General features: G+C 70.9%; 12 protein-coding genes. 9 read left to right on the top strand and 3 right to left on the bottom strand.

Annotated elements, in window-relative coordinates; genetic code table 11:
* Positions 1-3 precede the first annotated feature (3 nt).
* Both Bra3105_RS12360 and Bra3105_RS12355 read left to right on the top strand, forming a co-directional pair.
* A complete protein-coding gene (locus Bra3105_RS12360) occupies positions 4-996 on the top strand; it encodes a carbohydrate ABC transporter permease (protein WP_228357017.1) in 993 nt (330 codons plus the stop codon).
* Positions 997-999: 3 nt separating this feature from the next.
* On the top strand, positions 1,000-1,932 hold the full coding sequence (locus Bra3105_RS12355; protein ID WP_228357016.1) for a carbohydrate ABC transporter permease: 933 nt from the start codon (positions 1,000-1,002) through the stop codon (positions 1,930-1,932).
* Positions 1,933-2,370: 438 nt separating this feature from the next.
* Here Bra3105_RS12355 and mmsB read toward each other — a convergent pair whose 3' ends face one another.
* The 3 genes from mmsB to chvE all read right to left on the bottom strand — a co-directional run bounded on the left by mmsB (position 2,371) and on the right by chvE (position 6,443).
* Positions 2,371-3,552 carry a multiple monosaccharide ABC transporter permease gene (gene mmsB, locus Bra3105_RS12350; RefSeq protein ID WP_152354119.1) on the bottom strand — a complete coding sequence of 394 codons (1,182 nt, stop codon included), beginning with the start codon at positions 3,550-3,552 and terminating at the stop codon, positions 2,371-2,373.
* 10 nt (positions 3,553-3,562) lie between these two features.
* Positions 3,563-5,107 carry a multiple monosaccharide ABC transporter ATP-binding protein gene (gene mmsA / locus Bra3105_RS12345; RefSeq protein WP_228357015.1) on the bottom strand — a complete coding sequence of 515 codons (1,545 nt, stop codon included), beginning with the start codon at positions 5,105-5,107 and terminating at the stop codon, positions 3,563-3,565.
* Positions 5,108-5,273: 166 nt separating this feature from the next.
* Positions 5,274-6,443 (bottom strand): multiple monosaccharide ABC transporter substrate-binding protein, encoded by a 1,170-nt coding sequence (chvE, locus tag Bra3105_RS12340; protein WP_228357014.1) that lies wholly within the window; start codon positions 6,441-6,443, stop codon positions 5,274-5,276.
* A gap of 329 nt (positions 6,444-6,772) precedes the next feature.
* Between chvE and Bra3105_RS12335 the strand changes: the two genes are divergently transcribed.
* From Bra3105_RS12335 to Bra3105_RS12305, 7 genes are all read left to right on the top strand, one after another.
* Complete coding sequence (locus tag Bra3105_RS12335) at positions 6,773-7,810, top strand: LacI family DNA-binding transcriptional regulator (protein WP_228357013.1); 1,038 nt, start codon at positions 6,773-6,775, stop codon at positions 7,808-7,810.
* A 116-nt stretch (positions 7,811-7,926) separates the two neighbouring features.
* The gene (locus tag Bra3105_RS12330; RefSeq protein ID WP_228357012.1) at positions 7,927-9,615 is read left to right on the top strand and encodes a xylulokinase; all 1,689 of its coding nucleotides are present in this window, start codon (positions 7,927-7,929) and stop codon (positions 9,613-9,615) included.
* Between the two features lie 126 nt (positions 9,616-9,741).
* Entirely contained in the window at positions 9,742-10,494 is a 753-nt protein-coding gene (locus tag Bra3105_RS12325) for an L-ribulose-5-phosphate 4-epimerase (RefSeq protein ID WP_228357011.1), read from the top strand.
* A 253-nt stretch (positions 10,495-10,747) separates the two neighbouring features.
* Complete coding sequence (locus tag Bra3105_RS12320; RefSeq protein WP_407650879.1) at positions 10,748-12,631, top strand: BCCT family transporter; 1,884 nt, start codon at positions 10,748-10,750, stop codon at positions 12,629-12,631.
* A 142-nt stretch (positions 12,632-12,773) separates the two neighbouring features.
* A complete protein-coding gene (araA, locus tag Bra3105_RS12315) occupies positions 12,774-14,282 on the top strand; it encodes an L-arabinose isomerase (RefSeq protein WP_228357010.1) in 1,509 nt (502 codons plus the stop codon).
* Between the two features lie 3 nt (positions 14,283-14,285).
* Positions 14,286-15,596, top strand: coding sequence for a D-arabinono-1,4-lactone oxidase (locus Bra3105_RS12310; RefSeq protein WP_228357009.1), 1,311 nt, complete (start codon positions 14,286-14,288; stop codon positions 15,594-15,596).
* Positions 15,597-15,800: 204 nt separating this feature from the next.
* Positions 15,801-16,931 carry a LacI family DNA-binding transcriptional regulator gene (locus tag Bra3105_RS12305; RefSeq protein WP_228357008.1) on the top strand — a complete coding sequence of 377 codons (1,131 nt, stop codon included), beginning with the start codon at positions 15,801-15,803 and terminating at the stop codon, positions 16,929-16,931.
* Positions 16,932-17,249: the final 318 nt, after the last annotated feature.

Raw genomic sequence — 17,249 nt, 5'->3', positions numbered from 1 at the left:
ATCATGACCAGTGCAACGACGACGCCGAACGTCCCGTCGGCGCCGAACGCCCCGTCGGCCGCGAGCGCTGACGCTCCGGCCCGTCGGTCCGGGCGCGGCGGACGACCCTCCGACCGCGGCACCGGGCCAGGCGCCTGGCTCTTCCTCGCGCCTTTCGGGATCTTCTACCTGGCGTTCCTGCTGGGGCCGACGATCTGGATGTTCGTCGCGAGCTTCTTCAACACCTCGCTGGTCCACCGGGGCCTGGGAAGCTTCGCGGGCCTCGACAACTACGTCGAGATGTTCTCGCGCGCGGACTTCTGGTCCTCCCTCTGGCACACCCTGCAGTTCACGATCTACACCGTGCCGCCGCTGGTGATCCTCGCGTTCGTCTTCGCGGTGCTCACCAACCGCCTGCAGCGGGGCCAGTGGTTCTTCCGTCTCGCGTTCTTCCTGCCGTTCATCCTGCCCTCGGCGACGATCTCCCTGATCTGGGTCTTCATCTTCACGCCGGCCACGGGCCTCTTCGCGAGCGTGCAGTCGCTGCTCGGCTTCACTCCGGGCTCGGGGATCCTCGCCGATCCCAAGAGCGCGATGGTGGGCGTCGCGATCGCGACGGTGTGGTGGACCATCGGGTTCAACTTCATCCTCTATCTCGCGGGGCTGCAGGACATCCCGCGCGAGCTCTACGAGGCCGCGGCCGTCGACGGCGCGAGCACCTGGCAGCAGATCCGGCACGTGACGATCCCGCTGCTGCGCCGCACCACGACGCTCGTCATCCTGCTGCAGATCATCGCGAGCCTGAAGATCTTCGACCAGGTCTACCTGATGACCAACGGGGGTCCGGGCATCTCCACCCAGGTCAGCCTCGGCCTGATCACCGGCACCGCCTTCACCGACAACCGCATCGGCGCCGCATCGGCCGCTTCGGTGCTGCTGTTCATCATCATCGTCGCCATCGCCGTGATCCGCGAGATCGTCGAGCGCGTGGCCGCACGTCGCGACCAGGAGGCCTGAGCCATGACCACGACCACCGCGACCACCCCGGGCGCCGGGCGCGCAGGCCGATCCGGCGTGGGCGGCGCGATCTCCGCCGCCGCTCCCCCTGCCCGGTCCTCGGGGGCCGGCATCAGCGGACGCACCTTCACGATCGTCACCTGGATCGTGCTGGTCGTGTTCGCGGTGATCTGGCTGATCCCGAGCCTGTTCGCGCTGAAGACCTCGCTGTCCGAGAACGGCGTCGCGGCGCTCGGCGCGAACGAGATCCTCTCCCACTGGTACCCGACTCTGCACTCGTACTCGACGCTCTTCGGCGCGGGCGACATCTGGAACTGGTACCTGGCCAGCGCGATCACCGGCATCCTCACGACCGTCCTCACCGTCGTGTTCGCCTCGATGGCCGCCTTCGCGCTCTCCCGGATGCGCTTCCGCGGCCGCACCACCGTGATGCTGATGATCCTGCTGGGCATCATGATCCCCAGCCAGGTGCTCATCGTGCCGATCTTCGAGATGCTGGGCGCCGCGAACCTGCTGAACACCTACTGGGCCGTGATCTTCCCGCAGGTCCCCGCGGTGATCTCGGTGTTCATCTTCAAGCAGTTCTTCGACGGCATCCCCCGCGAGCTCGAGGAGGCCGCGCGCATCGACGGCGCCGGACTCTGGAAGATCTACTGGTCGGTGATCATGCCGCTCTCGCGCCCCGTGATCGCCGCGGTCGCGATCCTCACCTTCGTGGGCGTGTGGAACAACCTGCTGCTGCCGCTGTTCGTCCTCACCAACCCGAACCTGATGACGATCCCCGTCGGACTCGCGACGGTGCAGGGCAGCTTCGGTCAGCGCTTCGCCGACATCCAGGCCGGCGCGATCCTCGCCGCCCTCCCCCTGGTCCTGCTCTACCTCGTCTTCCAGCGCCAGATCGTCGAGGGCGTCGCGGGGACCGGGCTGAAGGGGTAGCGCGGGCCGACGGACTCCCCCTCGGCGGTGGGGCACACGGGCACACGGGCACACGGGCACGAACATATGAGGATGGCAAACCACCACAGCGCTTCGGTGGTTCGCCATCCTCATATCTTTGCCCTGCGGGTCGCTCCGACGTGCTCGGCTGAGGGCATCGAGGAGGTGTGATGTGCCGTGCCACCCAGGAGCTCCTCGACGAGCAAGGATCCGGCCCGATCACCCAGAGGACCCCGGCGCAGGCCGACCACGCGGCCGCATGGGCGTGAGAAGTACGAAACCGTTGCCATGAGCACTCTTGGCAACGGTTTCGTACTTCTCACGCTCCACGGGCGGCCGACGGCGGCGACCACGGCGGCCGACGGCGGCAGCGATGGGTGCCGGCCACTGGAGCACCGGGTCACCCGGCCGGACCGCCGGGCCGCCGTCCCGGCGGCCTCACCCCTCGGCGCCAGCGCGCTTCTTGTTGTAGACGTCGAAGGCGACGGCGAGGATCAGCACCACGCCGCGCACGATCGACTGGGTGGACTGGCCGATGCCCATGATCTGCATACCGTTGGACATGACCGCCATGATCAGGCCGCCGATGATCGCGCCCTGCACCTTGCCCACGCCACCGCTGACGGCGGCGCCGCCGATGAACGCGGCCGCGATCGCGTCGAGCTCGAACATGTTGCCCGCCCCCGGCTGCGCCGAGTTCGAGCGGGCCGAGTAGACGATGCCGGCGATCGCGGAGAGCAGGCCCATGTTCACGAACAGCATCATGTTCACCAGGCGCGTCTTCACACCGGAGAGGCGTGCGGCCTGCAGGTTCCCACCCATGGCGTAGACGTGCCGGCCGAAGACGGTCTGCTGGCTGACGAACGAGTAGATGAGGATCAGCGCGGCGAGCAGGATCAGCACCACGGGGAGGCCTCGGGCGTTGGCGATCTGCCAGGCGAAGGCCATCACGATGACGGCGACGACCGCGACCTTGACCGCGAAGATCCACAGCGCCTCGACGCTCTGGTCGTAGCGCAGCTTCGCGAGGCGCGCCCGCCACTGCTGGAGCGCGAACACGATCACCACGGCGGCCGCGACGACCAGCGTGAACACGTCGTACCCGGGACCGCCGAAGAGGCCGTTGAGGAAGCCGCCGGCGATCTTCTGGTACGCCTCGGGGAACGGCGAGAGGGACACGTTGCCCAGGGTCTGCATGGTCATGCCGCGGAAGATGAGCATGCCCGCGAGGGTCACGATGAACGCCGGGATCCCGACGATCGCGACCCAGAATCCCTGCCACAGCCCCACCAGGATGCCGACGCCCAGGGCCGCGAGGATCCCCAGCCACCACGGCAGCCCGTGCTGGATGACGACCACGGCGGCGACCGAGCCGGTGAACGCGACGACCGAGCCGACCGAGAGGTCGATGTGCCCGGCGACGATGATGAGCACCATCCCGATCGCGAGGATCAGGATGTAGGAGTACTGCAGGATCAGGTTCGTGAGGTTGCCCGGGCTCAGCAGCGCGCCGCGGGTGAGCACCGTGAACAGCAGCACGATGAACACGAACGCGATGTAGATGCCGCTCTGGCGGACGTTCCTGGTGAGCAGGTCCTTGATATCGGAGGTTCCGGCCATCGGTGGTCCCTCACTCCCTCTCCATGGTCATGAGCTCCATCAGGTGCTCCTGCGTGGCGTCCGCGGCGCTCACCTCTCCGGTGATGCGACCCGCGGACAGTGTGTAGATGCGATCGGCGAGCCCCATCACCTCGGGCAGCTCGGAGGAGATCACGACGATCGCCTTCCCCTGCTCGGCGAGCTCGTTGATCAGCGTGTAGATCTCGTACTTCGCGCCGACGTCGACGCCGCGGGTGGGCTCGTCGAGGATCAGCACGTCGGGCTCGGTGAACAGCCACTTGCTGAGCGCGACCTTCTGCTGGTTGCCGCCGGAGAGCTGGCCGACGCGCGAGAGCACCGTCGGCGTCTTGATGTTCAGCGACTTCCGGTAGCGCTCGGCGACGGAGATCTCCTGGTTGCCGTCGATCCAGCCCGTGCGGGAGACCTTGCCCAGCGCCGCGGCGCTGATGTTGCGCCGCACGTCCTGGATGAGGTTGAGCCCGTAGCGCTTGCGGTCCTCGCTGACGTACGCGATGCCGCTGCCGATCGCGTCGGCCACACCGCGCACGTTCGCGGGACGCCCGTGCATGAACACCTTCCCGCTGATCTCGCGCCCGTAGGAGCGGCCGAACACGCTCATCGCGAGCTCGGTGCGGCCGGCGCCCATGAGGCCGGCGATGCCGACGACCTCGCCGGCGCGCGCGGTGAGCGAGACGCCGTCGACGAGGGTCCGGTCGGGCTGGGTCGGGTGGGTGACGTGCCAGTCCTCGATGCGCAGCACCTCCTCGCCGATCTCGACGCTGCGCTCGGGGAACATGCTGTCCATGTCCCGCCCGACCATTCCCTTGATGATGCGCGGGATGAGGGCGCGGCCCGCCGCTGCCCCGCCGTGCATGTCGATGGTCTCGATGGTCGAGCCGTCGCGGATGACGGTGGTGGTGTCGGCGATCTCGGCGATCTCCCCGAGCTTGTGGGAGATGATGATCGAGGTGACGCCCTGCTCGTCGCGCAGACCGCGGATGAGGCCGAGCAGGTGCTCGGAGTCGTCGTCGTTGAGCGCGGCGGTGGGCTCGTCGAGGATCAGCAGGCTCACGTTCTTCGAGAGCGCCTTGGCGATCTCGACGAGCTGCTGCTTGCCGACGCCGAGCTGTCCGACCGGTGTCACCGGGTTCTCGTCGAGGCCCACGCGGCGCAGCAGCCTGAGCGCCTCCGCGTTCGTCTCGCCCCAGCTGATGACGCCCCCGCGGGAGCGCTCGTTGCCCAGGAAGATGTTCTCGGCGATGGTCAGGTGCGGCACCAGGGCGAGCTCCTGGTGGATGATCACGATCCCCTCGGCCTCGGAGTCGTTGATCGAGTGGAAGCTCATGGGGCGGCCGCGGAAGTGGATCTCCCCGTCGTAGGTGCCGGCGGGCTCGACGCCCGAGAGCACCTTCATGAGCGTGGACTTCCCGGCGCCGTTCTCCCCGCAGATCCCGTGGATCTCGCCCTCGCGCACGCTCAGGGAGACGTCCTTCAGGGCGGTGACGCCGGGGAAGCGCTTGGTGATGGAGCGCATCTCGAGGATGCTGTCGTTCATCGGGCCCTCCTTCGGGCTGGGGCGCAGGTGCGTGCGCCACGGGCGCAGGTGCATCCGGCACGGGCGCGCGCGGCGAGCGGGTCGACCGCGCGGGCATGGGTGGGGGCGTCGGCCGCAGTGAGGGACCGCTGGTCCCGCGGCCGACGCCGATTCGTCCCGAGCACGCTCAGGCCTGGCCCTTCTCGACCTGCTCCTCCGTGTAGTAGCCGGAGTCGACGAGGATCTTCTCGTAGTTGGACTCGAGCACCATCTCGACCGGCAGCAGGTAGGAGGGGACGACCTTCGAGCCGTTGTCGTAGGTCTTGGTGTCGTTCGCCTCCGGCTCCTTGCCCTCGAGGTACGCCTTCGCGGCGACGACGGCCTGGTCGGCGAGCTTGCGGGTGTCCTTGAAGATCGTCGAGAACTGCACGCCGTCGGCGATCAGCTTGATCGAGGCGATCTCGGCGTCCTGGCCGGTGATGATCGGCAGGCCGTCCTTGATGGTGTCGCCGCGGCCGTCGTTCTGCAGGGCGTTGATGATGCCGCGCGAGAGCGGGTCGGCCGGGGCGAGGACTCCGTCGAGCTTCTTGTCGCCCTTGTAGTGCGTGGTCAGCAGGTTCTCCATGCGCTTCTGCGCGGTCTCCTGCTCCCAGCGCTGGATGGCGCACTGGTCGATGTCGGTCTGCTTGGAGGGCACCTCGAGCACGCCGTCGTCCATGTACGGCTGCAGGGTGTCGATCGCGCCCTTCCAGAACAGGTGGGCGTTGTTGTCGTCGAGCGAGCCGGCGAACAGCTCGATGTTCAGCGGACCCTTCGGGGCGTCGGAGGCCTTCTCGAACTTCTCGTCGAGCAGGCCCAGCCCGTACAGCAGGGAGTTCGCCTGGGTGACGCCCACCTTGTAGTTGTCGAAGGTGACGTAGAAGTCGACGTTCTCGCTGTTGGTGAGGAGGCGGTCATAGGAGATCACGGGGATCCCGGCGGCCCTCGCGGCGTCGAGCTGGCTGGTCAGGGCCGAGCCGTCGATCGAGGCGATGATCAGGGCGGCGACGCCCTGGGTGACCATCTGGTCGATCTGCTGGGACTGAGTGGGGATGTCGTCGTCGGCGTACTGGAGGGTGACCTTGTAGCCCTCCTTCTCGAGGGACTTCTTGATGTTCGCGCCGTCCTGGACCCAGCGCTCGTAGGTCTGGGTGGGCATGGCCACGCCGATGGTCTGGTCCTTGGGGTCGGCCTCGGTGTCGGGGCCGGAGGATCCGGCGCCGCCGCCGGAGCAGGCCGCGAGGGCGGCGATCGCGCCGAGGGAGCCGGCGCCGGCGAGGAAGGTGCGCCTGCTGGGAACGGGAAGGCTGCTGGTCATGGTGTCTCCTCTTCGAAACGGTGCCCGCGTCGGCGACCCGCGCACGCTGCGCGGGCGTCGGGGACAGGGGCGGCGGGCGGATGGGCCGGCAGCGGTGCCGGCGGCATCGGATCCATGCGCTGTGGCGTGGAGCACCATGGATGATAACGTTCACATCCTCTCCGGGCGCAAGCATTTACGTGGCCCGCGAGGTCACGGAATCGCAACGTTCACATCGGTGTGGGCGACGGATGGGCGACCCAGATGTCCACCGCCGTGTCGCCGTATCCTTCGAAACACCCTGCACTCCCCTCCAGCGACCCTCTCCCGCCGACATCCACGGAGCTCCCATGCCGACGACCTCGCGCCGACCCTCGATGCTCGATGTCGCGGCGCGCGCCGGGGTCTCGTACCAGACGGTCTCCCGGGTGCTCAACGAGCCCGCGATCGTGCGCCCGGAGACCCGCGACCGCGTGCTCGAGGCGATCGTGGCGCTCGGGTACGCGCGCAATCGTGCGGCCCGGGCGCTGAAGACCACCCGCTCGGCCCTCGTCGGCGTGCTGTCGGACGGCTCGTCGCTGTTCGGCCCCGCGGAGACGACCGCGGCGATCGAGCGGGCCGCGCGCGAGGCCGGCTACTCGACCCTTCTCACCACCGTCGCCCCGGGTGAGCCGCATGCGCAGGTCGCCTCGGACCTCGTCGGGTCCGGGGTCGACGGGATCATCGTGGTCGCCGGGCACGACGGCATGACGCCCGTGGCCGAGGCCGCGGCCCGCACCACACCCGTGCTCTCGGTGTCCTCCGGGCCCCTGGACGCGACGGGCGTCGAGGTCGTCGGCGTGGACCAGGCGAGCGGTGCCCGCGCGGTCATCACGCACCTGGCCGACCAGGGCATGCGGCGGATCGTGCACGTCCCCGGCCCCGTCGACTGGTTCGATGCGCGCGCCCGGCGCCGCGGCACCGAGGAGACGCTCGCGGAGGTCGGGGCCGACGGCGAGTTCACGGATCCCGGCGACTGGTCCGCGCGATCGGGCTACCGGATCGGCACGAAGCTCGCCGCACGAGCGCTCCCCGACGCGATCTTCGCCGCGAACGACCTGATGGCGATCGGGATTCTGCGCGCCCTGGGCGAGCGCGGCATCGAGGTGCCCCGCGACGTCGCCCTCGTGGGCTTCGACGACATCGAGGGCGCCACCTACTCCACGCCCTCGCTCACCTCCGTCGCCCAGCCCTTCGCGCAGCTCGGCCGAGCGGCGATGCACCGGCTGCTCGCGCGGCTCGAGGACGGGGCAGGCGCAGAGAACGGCACGGCCGACCTCTCGGCCGACTCCTCGGCCGCGCTCGCGCCGGAGCTCGTCGTCCGGGAGTCGAGTCTTCGACCCCTCTGAACCGCGCACCCACCCCTCGGACGGACGCTCGCGCCGCCGCTCCTGGGAGGTCGGAATCTTCCACCGCGTCCGATGTGCACGTTGCCGACCCCGGGTGCGCCTGATCGAATAGGGCCATGACCCACGATGATGTGACCGCTCCCCGCCCCGATGCCGCCGACCTCATCTCCCAGGGGCGCGCGCACCTGGGGATCGAGCTGGGCTCGACCCGGATCAAGGCGGCCCTCATCGACGATGCGGGGGCCGTGCTCGCGACCGGCTCCTTCGCCTGGGAGAACACGCTCGCCGACGACAGCTGGACCTACCCGATGGACGAGGTCTGGGAGGGGCTCGCCACGTGCTTCGCGGACCTCGCCGACGCCGTGCGCACGCACTACGACGTGCCGCTCACCCGCCTGGCGTCCCTGGGCATCTCCGCGATGATGCACGGCTACATCGCCCTGGACGCGGACGGCGAGCTGCTCGCCCCGTTCCGCACCTGGCGCAACACCTATACCTCCGACGCCGCGTCCCTGCTCTCGGAGACTTTCGGCCAGAACATCCCGCTGCGCTGGTCCGTCTCCCATCTCCTGCACGCCGTGCTCGGCGGCGAGGATCACGTGGGGAGCATCGCCGCGATCACCACGCTCTCCGGCCTCGTCCACCGCCGCCTCACCGGACGCTCCGTGCTGGGCGTGGGCGACGCCAGCGGCATGTTCCCGATCTCCTCCGCGGGCGGCGCACCGGACTACGACCGCGAGCTCCTCGGGCGCTTCACCGGCCTCGACGCCGTCGCGGACGTCCCCTGGGAACTCGCCGACCTGCTCCCCGAGGTGCTCGTGGCCGGGCAGGACGCCGGGACGCTCACCGAGGAGGGCGCGCGACTGCTCGATCCGTCGGGCGCCCTCGAGGCGGGCGCCCTCACCGCCCCGCCCGAGGGGGACGCCGGCACGGGGATGGTCGCGACGCAGGCGATCGCACCGCGCACGGGCAACGTGAGCGCCGGGACCAGCGCGTTCGCGATGGTCGTGCTCGAGCGTCCGCTCGCGACGCCCCGCGAGGAGATCGACATGGTCACGACGCCCTCGGGCGATCCGGTCGCGATGATCCACACGAACAACTGCACGGGAGATCTCGACCAGTGGCTCGGCGTGTTCGCGCAGTTCGCGCAGCTGCTCGGGCAGGACGTGGACACCGAGGAACTGTACGCACGCCTCTTCGAGGCGGGCGCCGCGGGCGATGCGGACGCGGGCGGGGTGCTGTCCTTCAACTACCTCTCGGGAGAGCACCAGACGGGCGTCGACTCCGGTCGGCCGCTGCTCGTGCGCACCCAACAGGCGAGCTTCACGCTCGAGAACCTCATGCGCGCGCAGCTGCACGGGGCCTTCGGCGCGCTGGCCGTGGGCATGGAGGTGCTCCTCGAGGAGGAGAAGGTGGGGCTCGACGTCATGTACGCCCACGGCGGCATCTTCCGCACGAAGGGCGTGGCCCAGCAGGTCCTCGCCGACGCCCTGCGCACGCCGGTCGCCCTCGGCGCGTCGGCCGGCGAGGGCGGCGCCTGGGGCATGGCGCTGCTCGCCGCGCACACGGCGCAGCTCGCCGAGGGGAGGACCGGCCGGGCCGCATCGGACGGGGCGGCGCCGGGCGGAGCCGACGGGGCGACCACGGAGGCGCTGCGCCGCTTCCTGGCCGACGAGGTCTTCGCCTCCCAGGAGGTCACGACGCTCGAGCCGACCGACGAGGGCGCGCGAGGCTACGCCGACTGGCTGCGCGGCTACCGCGCGGCACTGCCCGTGGAGCGCCTCGCCGGGGAGTCGATCGACTGAGCCCGACGGGGCGCGCCCCTTTCGCGCCGCTCGCGCGCAATCCGCGGTCCTGCCTTGCGCGGGTCGTCGTCGGACCCGTAATGTGAACGTTGCCATGACGATGTGGCCTCACGTCGAAGGAGCCCCATGACCCTCGTCCTCACCGAGCTCCCCGAGGCCGTCCAGGAGGCGGTCGCCCGGACCCGCGAGCGTGTCGCCGCGCTGCACGCGGAGCTCCCGCGCAACGGCCTGGTCGTCTGGACCGCCGGGAACGTGTCCGAGCGCGTGCCCCGCCCGTCGGCCGGCGTGCCGTCGGCCGATGCCCTGGAAGCCGCGGATGCCCCGGAGCTCTTCGTCATCAAGCCCTCCGGCGTCTCCTACGACGACCTCTCCCCCGAGACCATGGTCGTGTGCACGCTGGACGGGGAGAAGATCGCCGACGGCACGCCCGAGGCGCTCTCCCCCTCCTCCGACACCGCCGCGCACGCCTACGTGTACCGCCACATGGACGAGGTGGGCGGGGTCGTGCACACCCACTCGACCTATGCGACCGCCTGGGCGGCGCGCGGCGAGGAGATCCCCTGCGTGCTCACGATGATGGCCGACGAGTTCGGCGGGCCGATCCCCGTGGGCCCGCTCGCCGTGATCGGCGACGACTCGATCGGCCAGGGCATCGTCGAGACCCTGCGAGACTCGCGCTCGCGCGCCGTGCTCATGCGGAACCACGGCCCGTTCACCATCGGGCGCGACGCCCGCGACGCGGTGAAGGCAGCCGTCATGTGCGAGGAGGTCGCGCGCACCGTGCACGTCTCCCGCCAGCTCGGCGAGCCGCTGGAGGTCCCCGAGGCGCTCGTCGACTCCCTCTTCGAGCGCTACCAGAACGTCTACGGGCAGCGCTGAGCCCCGGTTGTCGGAACGGCCGGCGACTGTTCGGCACGGCAGGCGACTATGAGGTCCGTAACCCCGTCGCCGCGCCGTTCCGCACCGAACTCCCGCGCGAACAGGAGCGATGCACCTCCGCTGCTCCCGTGCACGAGACCGGGCAGACCCTTCGCCCCTTGAAAGAAGTCTGGGAAGGACCGACGCTGGAGGTTCGGCCGACGACGTCCGATGTCCGATGCACGACCCGCCCGCCTTCGTCGAAGGGAACTGCTTGAGCTCGCCCATCCCGCCCGAAGCCGCCACCGCGGCCCCCGACACCCCGACCTCCTCGCACGACCGACCTGCCGCCTGGCCCGAGGACCTCCCCACCACCGTCCACCTGCCCGAGCACCTGCAGATCGACGAGCGCGACAGCGACGACGAGATCACGCAGAAGCTGCGCCGGCAGGGCGCGCGCATCGGCCGCGGCACCATCGCCCCCGCCGTCTTCTGGCCCTCCCTGATCGTGATCCTCGCGGTCGCCGTGGGCACCGTGATCGCCCCCGGCGTCTCCAGCACCGTGTTCCAGGGCGTCCAGAACTGGATCGTGGCCACCCTGGGCTGGTACTACATGCTGATCATCGGCCTCTTCGTGGCGTTCTCGGCGATCATCGCGCTGAGCCGCTTCGGCCGGATCCGCCTGGGCCGGGACGAGGACCGACCCGAGTTCTCGACCCTCTCGTGGTTCGCGATGCTGTTCGCCGCGGGCATGGGCATCGGCCTGGTCTTCTACGGCGTCGCCGAGCCCCTGGGCTACACCACCACCAATGTGAAGCCCGGATGGGACGGCGAGGGTGTGGAGCTCTCCGGCCTGGCCATGGCGCAGACCTTCCTGCACTGGGGCCTGCACCCCTGGGCCTGCTACGCCGTGATCGGCCTGGCCCTCGCCTACGCCGTGCACCGTCGTGGCCGCCCCGTGTCGATCCGGTGGGCGCTCGAGCCGATCTTCGGCGAGCGCGTCAAGGGCTGGATCGGCGACGTCATCGACGTCCTCGCGATCTTCGGCACCGTCTTCGGCATCGCCACCTCGCTGGGCCTGGGCGTCCAGCAGATCTCCGCCGGCATGCAGGCCATCGGCCTGATCGGCGACGTCAGCAACTGGCTGCTCGTGGCGCTGATCGTCGTGATCTCGCTGCTCGCCATGATGTCCGTGGTCAGCGGCGTCGGCGCGGGCATCAAGTGGCTCTCGAACATCAACCTCTCGCTCGCCGGTCTGCTGATGATCGTGGCGCTGCTGTTCGGGCCCACCGTCTTCCTGCTCCAGAACTTCGTCGAGTCCCTGGGCGTCTACTTCGCCAACGTCTTCCACATGACCCTCGACGTGGGCGCCTACCAGCGCTCCGAGAAGGCGCAGACCTGGTGGTCCGGCGCCACCCTGTTCTACTGGGGCTGGTGGATCGCCTGGGCGCCGTTCGTGGGCGTGTTCATCGCCCGCATCTCCCGCGGCCGCACGGTGCGCGAGTTCATCGCCGGCGTGCTGCTGGTGCCCTCCGTGGTCGGCATGGTGTGGTTCTCGATCTGGGGCGGCAGCGGCCTGTACCGCCAGTGGTTCGGCGCGGGCGACCTCGGCGACATCACGGCCGAGGAGTCGCTGTTCCGCATCCTCGAGGACCTTCCGCTCAGCGGCATCCTCTCGGTGCTTGGCATCCTGCTGGTCGCGATCTTCTTCATCACCTCCTCGGACTCCGGGTCCCTCGTGGTCGACATGCTCGCCTCGGGCGGTCACCCGAACCCGCCGATGTGGTCGCGCATCCTGTGGGCCGCCCTCTCGGGCTTCCTCGCCGCCGCGCTGCTGCTCTCGGGCGGGCTGGAGTCCCTGCAGGCGGGTTCGCTGGCCACGGCGCTGCCGTTCAGCGTGATCCTGCTGCTCATGTGCGTGGCGCTGGTCAAGGCGCTGCGCCTGGACTCGGCGGTCGTCGAGGCGCACGAGCTCAGCGCCCGCCTCGAGCGCGTGACCGAGCACGTCACCGGGTCGCTCCCGGAGAACGAGCAGCTGGGCAGCTTCGTCGACGACCGGATCGACTACCGGCTCTCGGCGACCCGCGGCGCCCTCGACAGGGGGCAGCGGGGCGGACGAGGCTCCGCCCGACCCGGCTCGAAGCGCCGCGAGGACTGACCCCTCGACATCTCGGGCCAAGAGGAGGCCGTCGCCCCGTGGGCGGCGGCCTCCTGGCTGTCCGCATCCGGGACGACGTCTCGCGCCGGGCCGACTCCCCACCGTAGGATGTGAACGTTCAACCACGACCGAAGGAGACCCCGTGGACAACCCGTTCGCCGCACGCGAGATCTGGTTCCTCACCGGCAGCCAGGGCCTGTACGGCCCGGAGACCCTCGACCAGGTCGCCGAGCAGTCCCGCGTCATCGCCCAGACCCTCGACGCCGCGAGCGACGTGCCCGTGAAGATCGTCTGGAAGCCCGTGCTCACCAGCCGCGACGCGATCCGCGAGACCGCTCTCGCGGCGAACTCCGACCCGGCGTGCGTGGGCGTCATCGCCTGGATGCACACCTTCTCCCCGGCGAAGATGTGGATCCTCGGGCTCGACGCCCTGCAGACCCCTCTGCTGCACCTGCACACGCAGGCGAACGAGAAGCTGCCCTGGTCGAGCATCGACATGGACTTCATGAACCTGAACCAGGCCGCCCACGGCGACCGCGAGTTCGGGTACATCGCCTCGCGGCTCGGCGTCGAGCGCAAGACCGTCGTCGGCCACGCCTCGCATGCGGACGTCCAGCAGCGCATCGGCCGCTGGGCGCGCGCGGCGACGGGCTGGGCGGAGCTGCACTCGCTGCGCCTCGCCCGCTTCGGCGACAACATGCGTGACGTCGCCGTCACCGAGGGCGACAAGACAGAGGCCGAGCTGGGCCTGGGCGTCTCGGTGAACACGTGGGGCGTGAACGACCTCGTCGAGGTGGTCGACGGGATCGAGGAGTCCGCGATCGACGAGCTCGTCGCGGTCTACGACGCCGAGTACGACGTCGTCCCCGAGCTGCAGGAGGGCGGCGAGCGCCGCGAGTCACTGCGCTACGGCGCGCGGCTCGAGCTGGGCCTGCGCTCCTTCCTCGAGGAGGGCGGCTTCGGCGCCTTCACCACCAACTTCGAGGACCTCGGCGGGCTGCGCCAGCTGCCCGGCCTGCCGGTGCAGCGCCTCATGGCCGACGGGTACGGCTTCGGCGCCGAGGGCGACTGGAAGACCGCGATCCTGGTGCGCGTCGCGAACGTCATGGGCTTCGGCCTCCCGGGCGGCGCCTCGCTCATGGAGGACTACACCTACGAGCTCACGCCCGGCGAGCAGAAGATCCTCGGCGCCCACATGCTCGAGGTCTCCCCGTCGCTGACCACCGCACGGCCCCGCCTCGAGATCCACCCGCTGGGCATCGGCGATCGCGAGGACCCGGTGCGCCTGACTTTCACGGCCGACCCCGGTCCCGGCCTCGTGATCGCCATGAGCGACATGCGCGAGCGCTTCCGCCTGGTCGCCAACACGGTGCAGATCGTCGCGCCCGACGAGCCCCTGCCGCACCTGCCCGTGGCCTGCGCGGTGTGGGAGCCCGCGCCGAGCCTCGCGACGTCGGCCGAGTGCTGGCTGACCGCCGGCGCCGCCCACCACACGGTGATGACCACGGCGACCGACCTCGAGATCTGGGAGGACCTCGCGGAGATCTCCGGGCTCGAGCTCGCCGTCATCGACGAGTCGACCACCGTGCGCTCCTTCGCGCAGGAGCTGCGCGTGAACCAGGTCTTCCACCGCCTCGCGCAGGGGTTCTGAGGCATGGGGGCGAGCTCCCGGATGCGTGGATCCACCGGTGAAGCGGCGAATGGCTCCCGCCCGGGCCTCAGCTGGTCGGGGACGGTCGACTACGGGCCGGGCCCGCTGCATAGGCCGACGTCCCTCGACGCGCTGCGCGCCCTCGTCGGCCGCTCCGACCGGATGCGGGCGCTCGGCACCCGGCACTCGTTCTCGCGGGTCGCGGCGTCCGACGCGGATCTGGTGACGCTCGAGGCGATGCCCGGCGGCATCGACATCGACACGGAGCGCTGCACCGTGCGCGTCGGCGCAGGGGTCCGCTACGGGGAGCTCGTGCTCGCCCTCTGGGAGCAGGGCCTCGCGCTGCCCAGCATGGGCTCCCTGCCGCACATCTCGGTGGGCGGTGCGAGCGCGACCGGCACCCACGGCTCCGGTGACCGCCAGCGCTCCCTCGCCTCCTCGGTGCGGGCGATCGATCTGGTCACCGCGGACGGCGACCTCGTCGGCTTCTCCCGTGAGGCCGACGCCGAGGTGTTCGACGGGATGGTGCTCGCCCTGGGCGCCCTGGGGATCGTCACCCGCCTCGAGCTCGACCTGGTGCCCGCCTTCCGGATGCGGCAGGCCGTCTACCTGGACCTGCCGCCCGAGCAGATGAGCGACGAGGGCCTGGGCGCCGTGCTCGCGAGCGCCTACAGCGTGAGCATGTTCCACCACTGGGACGGGACGGCCGCGCAGGTGTGGGTGAAGCAGGAGGCCGACGGCGCCCCGGACCCGATGCCGGATGCCTGGCACGGCGCGCGGCGAGCCCCGGGGCCCGTCCACCCGGCCCCGGACATGCCGCCCACGTTCTGCACCGACCAGAGCGGGGAGCCCGGCCCGGCGTTCGAGGTCCTCCCCCACTTCCGGATGGAGTTCACGCCCAGCAGCGGCGCGGAGATCCAGTCCGAGTACTTCGTGCCGCGCGAGCAGGTGGGCGAGGCTGTCGCCGCCGTGAGCGAGACGGTCGAGCGGATCCGCCCGCTGCTGATCGTCTCGGAGATCCGCTCCACCGCGGCCGACGACCTCTGGCTGAGCCCCGCCCACGGGCGCGCGAGCGCATGCATCCACTTCACCTGGCGGAGCAGGCCCGACGAGGTCCGTGCGGTGCTGCCCGAGGTCGAGGCCGCCCTCGCTCCGTTCTCGCCGCGTCCCCACTGGGGGAAGGTGTTCACGCTTGACGCGGATGCCGTGCGCGCCCAGTACCCGCGGCTCGCGGACTTCCAGGCGCTGCGGGATCGACTGGACCCGCGGCGGGTGTTCCGGAACGAGTACGTGGACGGACTGCTGGGGCCGTGAGCGCCCGGACAGGTCGGTGAGCCGCCCGACGCGTCGGTGAGCCGGCGGGCAGCGGGGACCCGGCGGGCTCAGGACCTGCGCGGCAGCTCGCGCACGTATCCTTCCCAGCAACCGTCCGTGCGGCGGCGCCCCCGTCTTGGGCCGCCGTCCCGGTCCCGGGCCGCCGTCCCGCGGCGGCCCCGCACCCGACCCGCAGGAGACCGCATGCCCGCCGTCCGGCTCACCGACGTCGCGCGAGACGCCGGCGTCTCGCTCGCCACCGCCTCGAGGGTCCTCAACGGCTCGGACAGGGTGCCCGGCAAGGACGTCGCCGAGCGCGTGCAGCGCTCGGCGGCGAAGCTCGGGTACGTGACGAACGCGCAGGCCCAGGCGCTCGCCCGCTCCCGCTCCGGGCTCATCGGCCTGGTCGTCCACGACATCTCCGACCCGTACTTCGGGGAGATCGCCCGGCAGATCCAGATGCGCGTCTTCGCCTCGGGCACGCAGGTGCTGCTCACCCAGACCGACCGCGACGCGGAGACCGAGTCGCGCGCGATCCGGGCGCTGATCGCCCAGCGCGTGGACGCCCTGGTGATCGTCGGCTCCTCCTCCTACGGCGCGAGCTCCGACGAGACCCTGACGGCGATGCTCGAGGGATTCGCCCGCAACGGCGGCCTGGTGGTCGGGATCGGCCAGTCGCCCGGCGTGGGGCGCACGATCGACGTCGGGGATGCCGACGGCGCGCGGGCGCTCGCGACCGCGCTGGTCGTCGAGGGCCATCGTCGCTTCGCCGTCGTCGGCGCGCACGGCCCCGTGCCCGCGGCCGCCCACCGCACAGGCGGCTTCCTCGCGGGTCTCGCGGAGGCGGGCCTCGAGGCCGAGCTGAGCGTCGAGGCGACCCTCGACCGCCAGGGCGGGCACGAGCTCGCCCGGCGCGTCGCCGAGCATCTGCGCGGGGGCGCGGGGGGCACGGGAGCCGGGACGAGCGCCGACGCGGACGGCTCGGGCGGTGATCGCGACGGCTCGGGCGGTGCTCGCGAGGGCTCGCAGACGGCGGCTCCGCTGTGCGTGTTCGCCCCGGCGGACGTGATGGCGCTCGGGGCCATCGGCGAGCTGCGCCGCCAGGGACTGCGGGTCCCGCAGGACGTGGCCGTCGCCGGGTTCGGCGGCGTCCCCGCCGGCGTGGACGCGAGCCCCACCCTGAGCACCCTCGCCCTCCCCCTCGAGCAGATCGCCGACACCGCCGTGAGCTGGGTACTCGGGGAGGCCGGCGAGGATCCGGAGGCGGCGCAGGCCGTCTGGACGGCGCCCGGGGAGATCGCGCTGCGGGAGAGCACGGCGACCGCATCGCGGTAGACCTCGACGATCGCGTCGCGGCAGGTCACGACGATCGCGCCACAGGAAGGCACAGCAGGGGAGGGTCGCGTCACCGCGAGGACCGGCGATCCCGCATCCGGGGGCTGAGGGGCTTCCTGATCGTCCTGTGGCGTGTGGTCTCCGCGAGAGGCGTGCACTACACGTAGCAGGAGGTCGGGTGACCGTCGTATATGCACGTCACCCGACGTCCTGCTACACGAAGTGAACGGGGGAGACGGAGACCTCTCGTCGCCAGGGCACTGGCCCGGCCGGATCGGGACGACGCACGCAGGAGGTCCCTCGACATCCGGGCCACGC

The organism is Brachybacterium halotolerans subsp. kimchii (assembly GCF_020792675.1).
GTDB lineage: Bacteria > Actinomycetota > Actinomycetes > Actinomycetales > Dermabacteraceae > Brachybacterium > Brachybacterium halotolerans.
The sequence above is the reverse complement of the archived record's forward strand: the minus strand, read 5'-3'. Positions and strand labels throughout refer to the sequence as shown.

What these genes read in the sequence shown, in the direction of transcription:
- mmsB (WP_152354119.1), bottom strand. Translation starts at nt 3,552, where the DNA reads ATGGCCGGAACCTCCGATATCAAGGACCTGCTCACCAGGAACGTCCGC.
- Bra3105_RS12325 (WP_228357011.1), top strand. Translation starts at nt 9,742, where the DNA reads ATGACCCTCGTCCTCACCGAGCTCCCCGAGGCCGTCCAGGAGGCGGTC.
- Bra3105_RS12360 (WP_228357017.1), top strand. Translation starts at nt 4, where the DNA reads ATGACCAGTGCAACGACGACGCCGAACGTCCCGTCGGCGCCGAACGCC.
- Bra3105_RS12305 (WP_228357008.1), top strand. Translation starts at nt 15,801, where the DNA reads ATGCCCGCCGTCCGGCTCACCGACGTCGCGCGAGACGCCGGCGTCTCG.
- mmsA (WP_228357015.1), bottom strand. Translation starts at nt 5,107, where the DNA reads ATGAACGACAGCATCCTCGAGATGCGCTCCATCACCAAGCGCTTCCCC.
- Bra3105_RS12355 (WP_228357016.1), top strand. Translation starts at nt 1,000, where the DNA reads ATGACCACGACCACCGCGACCACCCCGGGCGCCGGGCGCGCAGGCCGA.
- Bra3105_RS12335 (WP_228357013.1), top strand. Translation starts at nt 6,773, where the DNA reads ATGCCGACGACCTCGCGCCGACCCTCGATGCTCGATGTCGCGGCGCGC.
- Bra3105_RS12310 (WP_228357009.1), top strand. Translation starts at nt 14,286, where the DNA reads ATGGGGGCGAGCTCCCGGATGCGTGGATCCACCGGTGAAGCGGCGAAT.
- Bra3105_RS12330 (WP_228357012.1), top strand. Translation starts at nt 7,927, where the DNA reads ATGACCCACGATGATGTGACCGCTCCCCGCCCCGATGCCGCCGACCTC.
- chvE (WP_228357014.1), bottom strand. Translation starts at nt 6,443, where the DNA reads ATGACCAGCAGCCTTCCCGTTCCCAGCAGGCGCACCTTCCTCGCCGGC.